At 69.5% G+C, this 13,574-nt stretch carries 11 protein-coding genes; 8 read left to right on the forward strand and 3 right to left on the reverse strand.

The features are described from left to right. The first annotated feature begins 109 nt into the window (after positions 1-109). A complete protein-coding gene (locus OHA61_RS38055; protein ID WP_406307609.1) occupies positions 110-1,015 on the forward strand; it encodes a helix-turn-helix domain-containing protein in 906 nt (301 codons plus the stop codon). A 139-nt stretch (positions 1,016-1,154) separates the two neighbouring features. Here OHA61_RS38055 and OHA61_RS38060 read toward each other — a convergent pair whose 3' ends face one another. Next, positions 1,155-3,632: an alpha/beta fold hydrolase gene (locus tag OHA61_RS38060; protein ID WP_406306956.1), complete on the reverse strand. Its 2,478-nt coding sequence runs from the start codon at positions 3,630-3,632 to the stop codon at positions 1,155-1,157. Positions 3,633-3,681: 49 nt separating this feature from the next. Beyond that, positions 3,682-4,083, reverse strand: coding sequence for a nuclear transport factor 2 family protein (locus OHA61_RS38065; protein WP_406306957.1), 402 nt, complete (start codon positions 4,081-4,083; stop codon positions 3,682-3,684). A gap of 150 nt (positions 4,084-4,233) precedes the next feature. Between OHA61_RS38065 and OHA61_RS38070 the strand changes: the two genes are divergently transcribed. The 6 genes from OHA61_RS38070 (at position 4,234) to OHA61_RS38095 (ending at position 11,349) form a co-directional block, all read left to right on the forward strand. Continuing rightward, positions 4,234-5,700, forward strand: coding sequence for an MFS transporter (locus tag OHA61_RS38070; RefSeq protein WP_406306958.1), 1,467 nt, complete (start codon positions 4,234-4,236; stop codon positions 5,698-5,700). Positions 5,701-5,789: 89 nt separating this feature from the next. After that, positions 5,790-7,349, forward strand: coding sequence for an FAD-dependent monooxygenase (locus OHA61_RS38075; protein WP_406306959.1), 1,560 nt, complete (start codon positions 5,790-5,792; stop codon positions 7,347-7,349). Further along, on the forward strand, positions 7,346-8,356 hold the full coding sequence (locus tag OHA61_RS38080) for a ketoacyl-ACP synthase III family protein (RefSeq protein WP_406306960.1): 1,011 nt from the start codon (positions 7,346-7,348) through the stop codon (positions 8,354-8,356). Before OHA61_RS38075 ends, OHA61_RS38080 begins: the two co-directional genes overlap by 4 nt. Positions 8,357-8,456: 100 nt before the next feature. Continuing rightward, positions 8,457-9,542 carry a ScbA/BarX family gamma-butyrolactone biosynthesis protein gene (locus OHA61_RS38085; protein WP_406306961.1) on the forward strand — a complete coding sequence of 362 codons (1,086 nt, stop codon included), beginning with the start codon at positions 8,457-8,459 and terminating at the stop codon, positions 9,540-9,542. Beyond that, positions 9,539-10,264: an HAD family hydrolase gene (locus tag OHA61_RS38090; protein ID WP_406306962.1), complete on the forward strand. Its 726-nt coding sequence runs from the start codon at positions 9,539-9,541 to the stop codon at positions 10,262-10,264. The genes OHA61_RS38085 and OHA61_RS38090 overlap by 4 nt, the downstream gene beginning before the upstream one ends. 23 nt (positions 10,265-10,287) lie before the next feature. Further along, positions 10,288-11,349, forward strand: coding sequence for a 3-oxoacyl-ACP synthase III family protein (locus OHA61_RS38095; RefSeq protein ID WP_406306963.1), 1,062 nt, complete (start codon positions 10,288-10,290; stop codon positions 11,347-11,349). 176 nt (positions 11,350-11,525) lie between these two features. Here the strand turns inward: OHA61_RS38095 and OHA61_RS38100 are convergent, their stop codons facing one another. Beyond that, entirely contained in the window at positions 11,526-12,455 is a 930-nt protein-coding gene (locus tag OHA61_RS38100; RefSeq protein ID WP_406306964.1) for a LysR family transcriptional regulator, read from the reverse strand. 166 nt (positions 12,456-12,621) lie between these two features. Between OHA61_RS38100 and OHA61_RS38105 the strand changes: the two genes are divergently transcribed. Continuing rightward, the gene (locus OHA61_RS38105; RefSeq protein ID WP_406306965.1) at positions 12,622-13,572 is read left to right on the forward strand and encodes a zinc-binding dehydrogenase; all 951 of its coding nucleotides are present in this window, start codon (positions 12,622-12,624) and stop codon (positions 13,570-13,572) included. The last annotated feature ends 2 nt before the right edge of the window (positions 13,573-13,574 follow it).

The raw sequence follows: 13,574 nt of genomic DNA on the forward strand, positions 1-13,574 counted from the left end.
TCGCGAAACACGGATTTCACTCCACAGCAGACAGGAAAGCACATGCGTCACAGACGACAGTGAGATACGTCACCATGGCTTCTTTTCGATGTCTGTCCGCCCGCACGGCATGACGCGCGCCCCTGTATCACCATGCGGAAGGAGACCAGCCTTGCAGAGGTCCACGGGGGATCGAGGAACCGAGTTGGGGAGATTCCTCCAGTCAGTGCGCAGCAGGCTGCGCCCGGAAGACCTCGGCCTCGCCGGTGACGGCAAGCGCCGCCGGGTGGCCGGACTCAGGCGTGAAGAAGTCGCGCTTCTCGCCGGAGTGAGCGTCAACTACTACACACGGCTGGAGCAGGGACAGAACCGCAACGCCTCACCAGAGGTGCTGGACGCACTTGCCACCGCGCTCAGGCTCAGGCCCGACGAGCGGGCCCACCTGCACGACCTCGTCCGGCCGACCCACGCCACCAAGGCGCCGCGGACGACCGAGCGGGTGCGCCCGGGCCTGGAGCGGATGATTGCCTCCTTCGAGAGCGGGCCCGCCGTGCTCCTCGGGAGACAGACCAAGGTGCTCGCCTGGAATCACCTGGCCCGCATCCTCTTCACCGGATACATCGATCTCACCGGCCGGGACGGCGACGTCGAGGCGCCGAACCTGGCCCGGTTACTCTTCCGCGCCCCGGGTGCGCGGCAGCTCTACACCGACTGGGAGTACGAGGCCCAGGACCTGGTCGGCTATCTGCGACTGATGCACGGCCGCTACTCCGGCGATCCCGAACTGACCAACCTCATCACCGAACTCTCCTCGAACAGTCGGGAGTTCGCCGCGATGTGGTCGGAGCACCGGGTCTGGGACAAGTCCCACGGCACTCGCCGGCTCAACCACCCCGAAGTTGGTGCGCTGACGCTCATCTATGAGACGTTCAGGCTTCCCGAGGCTCCTGACCAGGCCATCGTGCTGTACCAGGCCGAGCCCGGATCGCCGTCCGAAGCCATACTTCGCAGGCTTCTGGAGAAGCGGGAGACGTGAGCGCGCCGGAGTCTTGAGCGGCCCGCCAGATATGCGTTGTCCCTCGGGAACCTGCTGGAAGCCCTCTGGAAACGCCGACACGGCGGATACCCGGCCACCGACAGGAGGGCCATCAGGTATCCGCCGTGAGTTCTCGGCACTACGCGGCGAGGAACTTCTCCAGCGCAGTGGCCAGCGCGATGGGCGTCTCCACCATCGGGTAGTGGCCCGCGTTGCCCATGACCAGCAGCTCGGCGTTCGGATAGTGCTTCATCCAGGTCTCGTTCATGTCGTCGGCGGTGACCGCCGGATCGTTCTCGCCGACCACTGCCAGCGCGGGCACCTCGGCCCCGGTTATGCGGGCCGAGAAGTCCGTGGAGCGGAACGAGTCGAGGTAGCCGCGGAAGGCCACCGGGCCGACCTCCTTCATCGACTGCTGCGCCCAGGCGTCCACCCAGTTTGCGGAGAGCCGGTTGCCCGTGGTCATATCCACGATGATCCGCCGGTTCGCCACCTGGTGGGCGGCTTCGGCGAAGAGTGGGAAGTCCGAGTCGGGTATGGGCATTCCGGTGGCGGGCACCGGGCTCAGGCCGATCAGCTTGCGTACCCGCTGGGGCGCCTTGAGGAGTACTTGCTGGATCGGCATGCCGCCCAGCGAGTGGCCGATGAGCGAGAACTCCTGCCAGCCGAGGTTGTCCGCCAGCGCGAGTGCGTCCGACGCGATCTCGTCCGTGCTGTACGTGCCTGCTACATCGAGCGCCTTGCCGAAGCCCCGGGCGTCCATGAAGGCATACGTGAACCGGGTCCCGTCCAGATAGGGCCACCAGGCGCGGAACGATTCGAGCCCGCCGAAGATTGAGTGCAGCACGATGACCCGGTGCGGGCCATTGCCGACGACATGGCTGTTGGGGACGTAGCGGCCGTTGCCGGACATGGTTTCCTCCATGGAATCGGTCGGACGGGTAGTGGCTTCCTGAAGGTCGGGAGCCAGGTCGGGGGACGGATCGGGAGCCGTGAAGATCCGGTTCAACTCGCCGTACAGGATGTCGAGTGCGTCGTGGTGGCCGTGCATGACGATGTGCCCGTCGGGGCGCACCAGGTGGAATCCCGCGCGCCTGCAGCGCAGTTCCCGGTGCGCGCGGCGCAGCAGTTCGGCGCCGCGCCGCCCTCCGCCCGTGGGGCCGGCCCCGGCGTCGATCACCCGGACCTGGCGGTGCCAGGGCCGGGCGAGGTGTCGTACCGCCTCGGCGAGCCGGCCGTCATCATTGCCCTTGGCGGGCGGGACGACTACGACGGCGAACCGCGTGGGGTCGGCTTCGGGCCCCGCGGCGCCCAGGCCGAGGGCCAGGCCCCTCGGGAGCGCGGCGCCCTGCCTGGCGTGCCGGCGCAGGGAGGACCTCATGTCGCACCAGTCCGCGGGGACCAGTCGGCGGGGGCTCTGCGTGGTGGCCGGGGCCGTGGGATAGACCCAGCGGCGGCCGGCCGCGATGGGGACGTAGAACCGTTCGAGGGTCCGGGTGCGCTCCAGCGCGCGCATGGCGGTGTCGCGCAGCGCCACCTGCGTGCTCTTGTTCCACATGGCCGCGCGGGTCTGCAGATCGGTGTCCCGGACGACGGCGTCGGCCACAGCGGCCCGCTCGGGGGTGTAGCTCTCCAGCAGTCCGGTGCGTGCGTCACCACGGATGACGGATGCCAGCTTCCAGGCCAGGTTCTGGGCGTCCTGGATACCGGTGTTGAGGCCCTGGCCACCCATCGGGCTGTGCGCGTGCGCCGCGTCTCCCGCGATGAACACCCGGCCCAACTGGAAGGAGGCGGCACGGCGCCGGTGGACCCGGAAAGTGGTGACCCAGTCCGGCTCGATGAGCCGCAGTCCGCCGGGGCCGCGCACGTCCACCAGGCTCTGCATGTCCGCGAGCGTGCCGTTCTCCAGGTCCGCGGGGGCATTGGTGAAGAAGCGGTACAGGCCGTAGGGCTGGGGGACGATCGCCAGCACGCCGATCCGCGACTGGTAGTAGTGGATCTCGTCGGGGTCGAGCGGATTGTTCGCGATCCGGGCGTCGGTGATGAGGAAGCGGTTCTCGTACGTCGCTCCCTCGTACGGGATGCCGAGCTGGTTGCGTACGACGCTCGCCGCCCCGTCCGCGCCGATCACCCAGGGCACGGTGAAGCGCTCGACCGAGCCGTCGGCACGTTCCAGTGTGGCGGTCACCCGGTGGCCGGGTGTGATCCGGCCGCTGAAGTCGAGGCCCTGGAGCCCGAGCAGCCGCACCTCGCGCTCGATCGCGCCGCCCAGGTCCTTGAGGCCGGAGATGAGGATCTCCTCGGTGTGCCGCTGCGGAAGGCAGTACGGGGCGAGGGCGTCGGGCATCCGCATCCGGGTGACCGGGCGCCGCTCCGAGTAGTAAGTCATCTGCCGTAGTTTCACGGCGACTTCGTCCACTGATCCCGCAAGGCCCAGATCCTGCAGGACATCCAGGGTGCGCGGCCAGACGAGCATCGCCTTGGAATGCACACTCGCCTGCGCGGCGGCGTCGACAAGACGCACCCTGATGCCGCGCCGCAGGAGTTCGCACGCCGCGGTCAGACCGGTCGGCCCGGCTCCGACGATGAGCACATCGCAGTCATTCTCGGTGGTCATGGAGAGCCTCCTACGTGCTCGGCCACTGGGGCTGGAGTACTGCTCGGCTTCAGGTGAGGAAGGCCAGCGAAATGGCGTAGCTGTCCTCGTGCATGCGGTAGCGGTCGATCAGCCCGTCGGTCACGCGGAGTTCGAGGGCGAAGTCCGACGCGAAGCTCTTTCCGGTCGCCTTCACCTTGTACTGGAAGTGCCCGAGCACGATGGCGAGCTCGCCTTCCACCACGATCCGGTGCACCTGGAATTTCTCCGTCTCCATGTTCTCGCCGGCCTGCCGGAAGAATTCATGCACCTGCTCGTGGCTCGACCTGCTGCCCATCCAGGGAATGAGATCGGTGTCGCCGGGAGTGAACCAGTCGATCGGCTCGGAAAGCAGTTCAGTCGCACCTTCGAGATCACCGCTGCCGAGCAGCCGGAAGTATTCCTCGACGACGCTTCGTGTGGAGTTTGGCATGCGCCGAAGGTATTCACGTTTCGGCCGGGTGAGACAGACCCTGACAGTGGTAGGAACCTGGGCCATATGAGGGCGCGGGTACTGGCTAGGCCTCCGTCGCGACTCGGATGCTCGTTGCCGAATCAGCCGACAGGAATCGAAAGGCCTCCCATGTCAACTGTCAATAGTGCGGACGGGACAAGGCCGGCTCCGGCCACCGAGCCGACCGCGTCGCCGAACAGCATGACCCGGCGCCAGACGCTGACCCTTGTGCTGCTGCTCGGCGCCCAGTTCACGCTCGCGGTGGACTTCTCGATCATGAACGTCGCGGTTCCGGTCATCGGCCGGGAACTCGACGTCGCCCAGGAAAACCTGCAGTGGATCGCCACGTCCTTCGCCCTCGGCGCGGCTGGCTTCAGCCTCCTCTTCGGCCGTATCGCGGACATGATCGGCGCACGCCGGGTGTTCCTGGCGGGCCTTGCACTCCTCACGGTCGCCTCTCTGCTCGGCGGTCTGGTCGACGCCTCGGGGCCGCTGCTGGCCGCCCGCGTCGCCCAGGGTCTCGCCACTGCGATGGTGACTCCCGCAGGCCTGGCTCTGCTCACCACGTCGTTCCCCGAAGGACCGCTGCGGGAGCGTGCGTTGGGACTCAACGGAGCCATGCTCTCCGCGGGCTTCACCTGTGGCGCCATCGTCGGCGGTCTGCTCACCGACACGCTGAGCTGGCGCTGGGGCTTCTTCATCAATGTGCCGATCGGCCTGCTGCTGATCGTCGTCACTCCCTTGCTCCTCCAGAGCGGCAGCGGACGACGCGGCAGCAAGCTGGACATCCCCGGCGCAATCACCGTGAGCGCCGGTCTGGTCGCCCTCGTCTACGGCATCTCCGCAGCCGGCCAGTACGGCTGGGGTGACACCACCACACTCCTCGCCTTCGGGATCGGTGTGGTGCTGCTCGCGGCCTTCGGCTACATCGAGCTGCACGCCGCCGAACCGCTCGCGCCGCTGCGCGTGTTGAAGCTGCGCAGCGTGACGTGGGGCAACGTCGGCGGCTTTGTGACGTTCATCGGGTTCACCGCCATGATCTTCCTGCTCACGCTGTATCTCCAGGAAGTGCTGGGCTACTCGGCGATGACGACCGGTCTCACCTTCGGTGTGCTGGGTGTCGGCGCCTTTCTCGGCGGCGTCACCGCTCCCCGCTGGATCGGCTTCCTCGGCAGCAGCCAGGCGCTCTTGGTGGCCGGCCTGATCGTCCAGGGAGTCACCGTCGGTGTGCTGTTCTTCGCCGGAGCCGAGCGCGGCTGGCTGGTTCCGGTGCTGGTTCTTGCCTTCCTGAGCAGTTATGGCCATGTGGCCGCCATCGTGGGCTTCATGGTCACGGCGACGTCCGGGCTGCCGAACGAGCAGCAGGGCCTTGCCACCGGTATCACCACGCTCACCCAGCAGGTCAGCATCACCATCGGGATTCCGATCATGAGTGCCATCGCCACGGCGCGGATCCGCTCCCAGGCGGGCGCACCGATCAGGGACGCGACGCTCAGCGGGATCAATGTGGCGATCCTTATGAATGGTCTGCTGATCGTCGCTGTCGCCCTCCTCGTCGGCTTCTTCCTCAAGAAGCGCAGGACAGCCCTGAGCTGACCGGCTACGAGCTGAAGGGCCGGCCGACCGGCCCTTCAGCCGCCGACGTACACCCCCCCCGCCATGAACACCGCTGTCACCCAGGGGAAATGATGCATCGAGAGAAGAACCACGGGTCGCTCACGCACACCGGGACCGACGTTCTGATCATCGGCGCCGGGCCGACCGGCCTCATGCTCGGCTGCGAGCTGCGGCGGCGGGGCATCGACTGTGTCGTCGTCGACCGGGAGACCCGGATCGACCGGCGCACCCGCGCGGTGATGGTGCACGCGGCCGGTCTCGAACAGTTCCAAGCGCTGGACCTGCGCGCGGAGTTGGAGGCGCGGGGCATCGCTCAGCAGCGGATCTCCTTCCACACGTACCGCGGCGCCACATACACCATCGGCTTCGCCGGACTGGACACCGCCTACCCGTACTACCTCAATGTGCCCCAGCCCGAGGTCGAGGCGGTACTCGCCGCCGCGTACCGGGACATGGGCGGCCGGCTGATCCGCGGTCTGCGCTACGAGCGGCACACGGAGGACGCCGACGAGGTCCGTGCCGAGCTGACCGGTGAGGCGGGCACCTACCTCGTGACCGCCCACTATCTGGTGGGCGCCGACGGCGCAAGTTCCACCGTGCGTGAGCGGCTCGGCGTCGAATTCCCCGGTGTCACCTACCCCATGAGCTACCTCCTTGCCGAGGGCACGCCCGCCGTCCCGGTCGACCGCGACGAGTCCGCCATGTACATCGGCCCGGCGGGGGCAGTTTCCCTCCTCCCGCTCCCCGACGGCCTGGTCCGCATAGCGGGCCCCGTCTCCGCCGTACAGTTCGACCGCGATACGACCGTCGAAGTGACAGAGTTCCAGTCGACGGTGGACCGCCTCGGATTCGGCAGCACGCTACGGCTGGCGGAGGCGCGCCGCGTCGCCCACTATCACGTGCACGAGCGGCTCGCCGACCGCTTCCGCACGGGCCGGGCAGTACTCGCGGGGGACGCCGCCCATCTCAACTCTCCGGCGGGCGGCCAGGCCATGAACACCGGCTTCGGCGACGCGGCCGCGCTGGCCTGGCGGCTCGGCCACCTCTTCGATGGCGCGGACCCCGGTCCGGCCGGCCCCGGTCTGCTCGACGACTACGCACGCGAGCGGCGGGCCGTCGCCTCGGATGTCGCCCGCACCACCGGAGTGCTATGGCTCCTCGACGCCATGCGCGACGCGGCGACCCCGGCCTCGCACCAGGCCGTGGAGGACGCGCTCTCGGGACTCGCCGAGGCCTGGAGCCAGTTGTACGTCACCTACCCGGCCGCCGACTCCGATGGCGCAACTGCCCAGGAGCGGCCGCACCGCGACACCTACCGGCTGCGGCCCGGCGCCCGGGTCCCCGGCCACACCCCGGATCCCCACCGCTTCACTCTGCTCCTGCCGCCGGGCAGCGAACCCTCGGCCACCGCCTGGGTGACCGGCATCCCGGAAGGCACGCTCAGCGCCGGACAGACGCCCCGCCAGGCCGCGTTGTTGCCGGTCCCCGCCGCTGTACTCGTACGGCCCGACGGTCATGTCGCGACCGTGCTCACCCCGCCGCCCCGCGGCCGCCCGACAGCAGGCGAACACGCGGAGCGCACAGGGCAGGCGCACCACCACGACGTCACCAAGGGAGTCGCCGTATGACCACGCCCGTTCTCACGATCTCCGGAACCGGCAGCTACCTCCCCGAGACCCGCCTGGATGTCACCGACGCCGCCGAGCGGTACGAGGGCGAGGCCGACCGTATCCTCTCCACCGGGTACCGCACCGTCTGCGCTGAGGACACCCTCTACCCGGCGGACATGGCACTCATCGCGGCCCAGCGCTCACTGTCCGCGGCGGGTGTCAAACCCGAAGACCTCCAGCTTCTGCTCGTGACCGCCATCCACCGGCACGGCCACAAGCGGCTCTGGTCACCCGCCTCCTGGCTGCAGTCCCGACTCGGCTGTCCCCAGGCGCTGCCCCTCACGATCAACCAGGGGTGCAACGCCCAGATGCTGGCACTCGACGTGGCGAGCCGGTTTCTGGCGGGAGGCAGTGGCGGGAGCGCGCTCGTCGTCGCGGCCGACCAGTTCGCCTCCTCGGGCTTCGACCGGTTCATCGCCGACTACGGCATCGTCTACGGCGATGCCGCCGCGGCAGCGGTCCTGACGTCCGGGCTGTCCAGGCCGGGATGGCGGGTCCTGCGCACCCGTACGGTCTCCGATCCCGGCCTCGAAGGACTCCACCGCGACAACGCGCCGGGCCCGGAATACCCCGAACTCCTCGACGCGGAGCACGACGTGCGCAGCGCCAAGCGGAGGTTCCTGAGCGAGAACGGCACGGACCGGCTGCAGCGCTCCACCCGCGCGGCCGTCAACGAGATCGGCCGCGCCCTCCTGCCGGACGGCGACGACCCCCGGCTGAGGCGGGTCGTCTACCCGAACCTGGGGCTGCGCCTGCTCGAGGAGAACTACTTTCCAGAGTTCCCGGGCGGCGAGGCCAAGTCGCTCTGGGACTTCGGGCGGACCGTCGGACACCTGGGAAGCGGCGACCAGATCGCCGGTCTCGACCACCTCGCCGGCGAGGAGTTCGCTGCCGGCGACCGGGTCCTGCTGCTCGGCGCCGGGGCTGGATTCACCTGGACAGGAATGCTCCTCGAACACGACTGAACATCCGGACATGGCCTATCGAACACGAGCGAACTCTCATATCAACGCAGGCGGTCCGCCGCACAGGGCCGACCCACCTCACAAAGGCAGGGCTCTGACCATGACGACCACGACTCTCTCGCTGGACGACCTCACACCAGAGGACGCCGAACTGACCTACACCCGGACGGTCGACCGCGCACTGGTGCACCGGGACTCGCTGGGCGAGGTGTTCCTCACCGATCTGCGGCCGCTCGGCGACACGTGCTACGCGGCGGCCGCTCAACTCCCGCGCTCCCACGCCTACTACGGTGACCATCTGCTGCGCCCCAGCGCCTACGACCCGGTGCTGCTCCTGGAGGCGTGCAGGCAGTCCTGCCTGGCCGGCGCCCATGAGTTCTACGGGGTCCCGGCCGACCACAAGTTCATCCTCACTCATCTGCGTATCCAGCTGACGCGCCCGGAACGCATAGCCGTGGGGACGGCCCCCTGCGCGCTGTCGATGCGGGTGACGGTCGTCGCCCACCGACGGCGAGAGGGCCGTACCACCGGACTGGACTACGAGATCGGCCTGTTCGTCGGGCGGATCGAGATCGGCACCGCCTCCGTAGGCCTGCGGTTCAAGTCACCTTCGGACTACATGGAGCTGCGGCTGAGGAACCGCGGCGGAACGCCGCTGCCGTCATCGGGTACGCACGAGGACACCACGCCGGCCACGGCTGTGGACCCGTACCTCGTCGGCCGGACCAACCCTCGCAACGTGGTGCTCGCCGACGCCGAGACCAAGGACGACACCGCGCGGGCGGTGCTGCGGATACCGGGTGACCACCCGAGCATGTTCGACCACCCCCAGGACCACCTCCCAGGCATGGTGATCGCGGAGGCCGCCCGGCAGATCGCCCTGCTTACCGCGCTGGAGGCCCGCGGCATGTCCCCGTCCAAGACCCTCCCCACAGCCCTGTCCGTGGTCTTCAGCCAGTTCGGTGAGCTGGAGAAGACGACCGTCATCACCTGCCAGGTGGGCGAGGAGCGCCAAGCCCCGGCCGTCGACGAGGACGTGTACTACACGCAGGGCGGCACCGTGGAGCTGGACCCCGCCGCGGCCGAGTCAGCCGGCCGGCTGCCGGTGCGGGTCGTGGCCGACCAGGACGGCGAGACACTGTGCGTCTTCTCCCTCACCCTCAGCCGCGTCGGGCTGCGGTCATGAGGTACCTGAATCCGCCCGTATGGGAGACCTCGGCCGCTTTCTTCGACGTGGACGAGACGCTGATCAACGTCAAGAGCATGTTCAGCTTCCTGGAGTTCTATCTGCGCAAGCGGGGCGAGCCCGAGGCCACCTACGGGCGCCTGTCCGCCGAACTGCGCCACTCGGCAGGGCTGGGAGTGCCCCGCAAGGACATCAACCGCCACTACTACCGCTTCTACGCGGGTCACAGTGCACAGCAGCTGGCCCGGGCCGGCCGCGAGTGGTTCACCGCCGAGCAGGAGAAGGGGGGTCTGTTCATCCCCGAAACGCGGACACGGCTCCAACGCCACCTGCAGCAGGACGAGTTCGTGGTTCTGCTGTCAGGCTCCTTCTTCGCCTGCCTGGAGCCGGTCACCGAACATCTCGGCGCCCATTGGGCCATCGGCACCCGGCCGTTGATCCGCCGGGGCAGGCTCACCGGGGAGGTGCTTACCCCCGTGATCGGATCGGTCAAGGGGCGCGCCGCGCGGGCCACCGCGGCCGTGAGGGGATTCGACCTCGCGGAGTGCAGTGCCTACGGGGACCACTCGAGCGATCTCGAGCTCCTCGCCTCGGTGGGCCGGCCCGTCGTCGTGGGGGAGGACCCCGTGCTCGCGGACCACGCGGCTCGTGCGGGCTGGCAGCGGATCGTCCCCGGCCACACCCCGGCGCTGACCCTGGTTCCGGCAGAAAGCATCCGATGACCGCCCGACACGCAGGAGGCGATATGTACGGCCCGATCGGGATTGTGAGCACAGGGTCCTACCTCCCAGCCACCGTCGTGGGGAATGAGGAGATCGCCCGGGGTGCCGGGGTGACGGACGAATGGATCGTCCGCAAGACGGGAATCCGTCAGCGTCGGCGGGCCGCCCCGGGGGAGGCCACCTCGGACCTGGCGGCCGAGGCGGCCAGGCGGGCGCTGGACCAGGCCGGACTGCGGTCGGCGGACCTGTCGTACATCGTCGTCGCCACCTCGACCCCGGACCAGCCGCAGCCCGCTACGGCCGGGATCGTCCAGAGCCTGCTCGGCGCGCGGAACGCGGCGGGCTTCGACCTCAACTCGGTGTGCAGCGGCTTCATTTACGCACTCACCGTCACCCAGCGGCTGCTCCAGGCAGACGACCGGGCGACATACGGTCTGGTCGTGGGGGCAGACATCTACTCCCGCATCCTCGACTACTCCGACCGCAGAACTGCCGCCCTCTTCGGCGACGGCGCGGGTGCTGCGGTCATCGGGCCGGTCGACCAGGGGCAGGGAGTCATCAGGACCAGCCTGCTCACCCGGGGCGACCAGCACCATCTCATCGGCGTGACGGCGGGCGGCAGCCGGCTCCCCGCCTCCACGGCGACTCTCGCCGGAGGCGATCACTACTTCCAGATGGAAGGGCGGGGGGTGCGTGGCTTCGTGCAGGAGCAACTGCCTGCGGCCGTACAGGACTTGCTCGCCACCGCAGGGGTCACCGGCGAAGCCGTCGACCACTTCGTCCCGCACCAGGCCAACGGGGTGATGCTCGCGGAGGTCTGGCCCGACCTGGGGCTTGGATCAGCCGCACTGCATCTGACGCTGGAGCGGTACGGCAACACCGGTGCCGCCTCCGTCCCCGTCACCCTCGACGAGGCGCATCGGCAGAACCGACTGGCCGTCGGCGACCGCGTCCTGCTGGCTGCCTTCGGTGGCGGCATGTCCGTGGGGGCGTCCCTGGTCGACTGGGCCCCTACCCGGCACGCACAGCACGGGACGGCGCAGTCCCTGGCCGGCCTCATCCCCGCCCCAAGGGGCGCCGTGTGAGGGGCCGCCCGGTCCAGCGCCCGCAGGTGCGCTACCGGACCGGGCGGCCCGACTCAGAAGGGAGAAATGACTGTGTACGAGGGAGCACCCCGCGAGCCGGACGAGAGGGAGAGGGCGGCCGTCATCGCTGCACTCCTTGAAGCGATGCGGCACTGGATGGCCGCCGAGGATCCGGTTCAGGCCGCCCCGCCCGCCGAGGTGAGCCAGCCCGCCGCTTCGGCGACAGTGGCCGCCACTTCCTCGAAGCGCGCCGTCACGGGAGGCAACTCGCCCTCCGGAAAGACGATTTGAGTCACCAGTTCGTCCACACGGCCGGCCACCGGTGCCCAGCGCAGCCAGTCGGCCAAGCCGTCCGCCATCCCCTCACCCACCAGACCCACCGTGTGCCCGTCGCGCAGCACCCGCTGTGTGGGGTCGAACGCTACCGACCGCTCGATCAGCCGGGGCGTCGCACCGGCCCGGCGGAACATCTCGACCACCTGGTCGTAGTGCGCGGGATTCGCCTCCCGCGCGTGCACCACCACCGGGAACTCCGCAACGGCCGCGAGCTCCACACTCCCCGGCGCGTCGGCTCTCAGCGGGTGCCTGGCCGCGAGGAGCACGCCCTGCCGCTCCCGGCGCACCGGGCGCAGCCGTACGCCTGCGACCGGCTCGGGCGTACGCGCGACGCCCGCGTCCGCCTGTCCGTCGAGCACCGCGCGCGCGATATCGGGCGTACGCACCGGCTCGGCGCTCACGTGTACCTCGGGGTGGCGGGCGCGCATGGCCTCGACCAGCTGCGGGACCGTGCCGTAGCCAGTGCTCGTGCTGTAGGCGAGCCGCAGGCGGCCCAACTCACCGCGGCCCGCTCGCCGCGCGGCGTCCCAGACCTCGTCGAGCGCTGCAAGCACGGCGGCTCCACGATCCTGGACCGCCCGTCCGGCATCCGTCAGCTCCACCCTGCGCGTCGTACGCTCCAGCAGCCGCACGCCGAGCTGGGCCTCGAGCTGACGGATCTGCGCGCTCAGGGCGGGCTGCGCGATGTGCAGCCGCTCGGCGGCCCGCGTGAAATTGGATTCCTCGGCAACGGCCAGGAAGTAGCGGAGCAATCTCGCCTCAGGTGTCATCGCCACCAGAATAGGCACGCGGAAGTCGCCGGAATCGGGAACGGCATCGGAATCGGGATTCGGCACATGTATCGCGGATCGGGGTTGGGATTCAGAAGCGTTGCCTATGAGTCGAGAGCACACCGGTCTTTCCCTCCGGCGCTCCCTCGCTCCTAGCGTGAACGTCATGAATCCTGCCCCTCTCCCCGCTGACCCCGTGACCATGCGCGCCTACGTCGGCACGCCCGAAGGCCCGGACCTCCGGCACGTACCGGCGCCAAGACCCGAGCCCGGGGAGGCGCTGGTGCGGGTCGGGGCCTTCTCCGTCAACCGTGGGGAGCTGGGCCTGTTCGCCCGGCGTGAGGAGGGGTGGCGCCCGGGCCAGGACCTCGCCGGAACCGTGGTCCGCGCCGCGGCCGACGGCAGTGGTCCGGCGGCCGGGACCCGCGTGGCGGCGATGGTCGACTTCGGTGGCTGGGCCGAGTACGTGGCGGTCCCAACCACCCGGATCGCGCCCCTGCCGGACACGGTGAAGGTGCTGCAGGCGGCGACGCTGGGCGTGGCCGGGCTGACGGCTCTGCGCGCGCTTCGCCGCGGCGGTGCGCTGTTGGGGCAGCGGGTGCTGATCACCGGCGCGAGCGGCGGCGTCGGGTCGTTCGCCGTCCAGCTCGCGGCGGCAGGGGGTGCCGAGGTCACGGCACTGTCCGGCAGTCACAGGTCGCTGGACGTGGCGGCGCTCGGGGCACGGACGGTCATCGATGAACTCGGCAGTCTGAAAGGGGAGTTCGACTTCATCGTCGAGTCCGTCGGCGGCGAGGTGCTGACGACCGCGCTCAAACTGCTCGCCCCGCTGGGGCACATCGTGCTCCTGGGCACGTCGTCGCGGCTGCCGGCCGCTCTGACGATCTCCTCCTTCGTTCCGCATGTCCGTCAGACGCTCCACCCGTTCTGGGTGTTCGGCTCCGGCGAACCGGTTGGCGGGGATCTCTCCGTACTGCTGCGGCTGATGGCCGCCGGGCAGATGGATCCTGTAGTGGGCTGGACAGGCTCATGGGAGCGGCTCCCGGAAGCGATGGAAGCCCTCCGAGAGCGCCGCGTGGCAGGCAAGGCCGCGTTCACCGTCGACGAAGGTGCGTGACC

This window comes from Streptomyces sp. NBC_00885 (genome assembly GCF_045207475.1).
Lineage (GTDB): Bacteria > Actinomycetota > Actinomycetes > Streptomycetales > Streptomycetaceae > Streptomyces.

Excerpts from the sequence above, each read along its gene's own strand:
- OHA61_RS38075 (WP_406306959.1), top strand. The coding sequence starts at position 5,790 with ATGATGCATCGAGAGAAGAACCACGGGTCGCTCACGCACACCGGGACC.
- OHA61_RS38070 (WP_406306958.1), top strand. The coding sequence starts at position 4,234 with ATGTCAACTGTCAATAGTGCGGACGGGACAAGGCCGGCTCCGGCCACC.
- OHA61_RS38095 (WP_406306963.1), top strand. The coding sequence starts at position 10,288 with ATGTACGGCCCGATCGGGATTGTGAGCACAGGGTCCTACCTCCCAGCC.
- OHA61_RS38090 (WP_406306962.1), top strand. The coding sequence starts at position 9,539 with ATGAGGTACCTGAATCCGCCCGTATGGGAGACCTCGGCCGCTTTCTTC.
- OHA61_RS38105 (WP_406306965.1), top strand. The coding sequence starts at position 12,622 with ATGAATCCTGCCCCTCTCCCCGCTGACCCCGTGACCATGCGCGCCTAC.
- OHA61_RS38085 (WP_406306961.1), top strand. The coding sequence starts at position 8,457 with ATGACGACCACGACTCTCTCGCTGGACGACCTCACACCAGAGGACGCC.
- OHA61_RS38060 (WP_406306956.1), bottom strand. The coding sequence starts at position 3,632 with ATGACCACCGAGAATGACTGCGATGTGCTCATCGTCGGAGCCGGGCCG.
- OHA61_RS38080 (WP_406306960.1), top strand. The coding sequence starts at position 7,346 with ATGACCACGCCCGTTCTCACGATCTCCGGAACCGGCAGCTACCTCCCC.
- OHA61_RS38065 (WP_406306957.1), bottom strand. The coding sequence starts at position 4,083 with ATGCCAAACTCCACACGAAGCGTCGTCGAGGAATACTTCCGGCTGCTC.
- OHA61_RS38055 (WP_406307609.1), top strand. The coding sequence starts at position 110 with ATGACGCGCGCCCCTGTATCACCATGCGGAAGGAGACCAGCCTTGCAG.
- OHA61_RS38100 (WP_406306964.1), bottom strand. The coding sequence starts at position 12,455 with ATGACACCTGAGGCGAGATTGCTCCGCTACTTCCTGGCCGTTGCCGAG.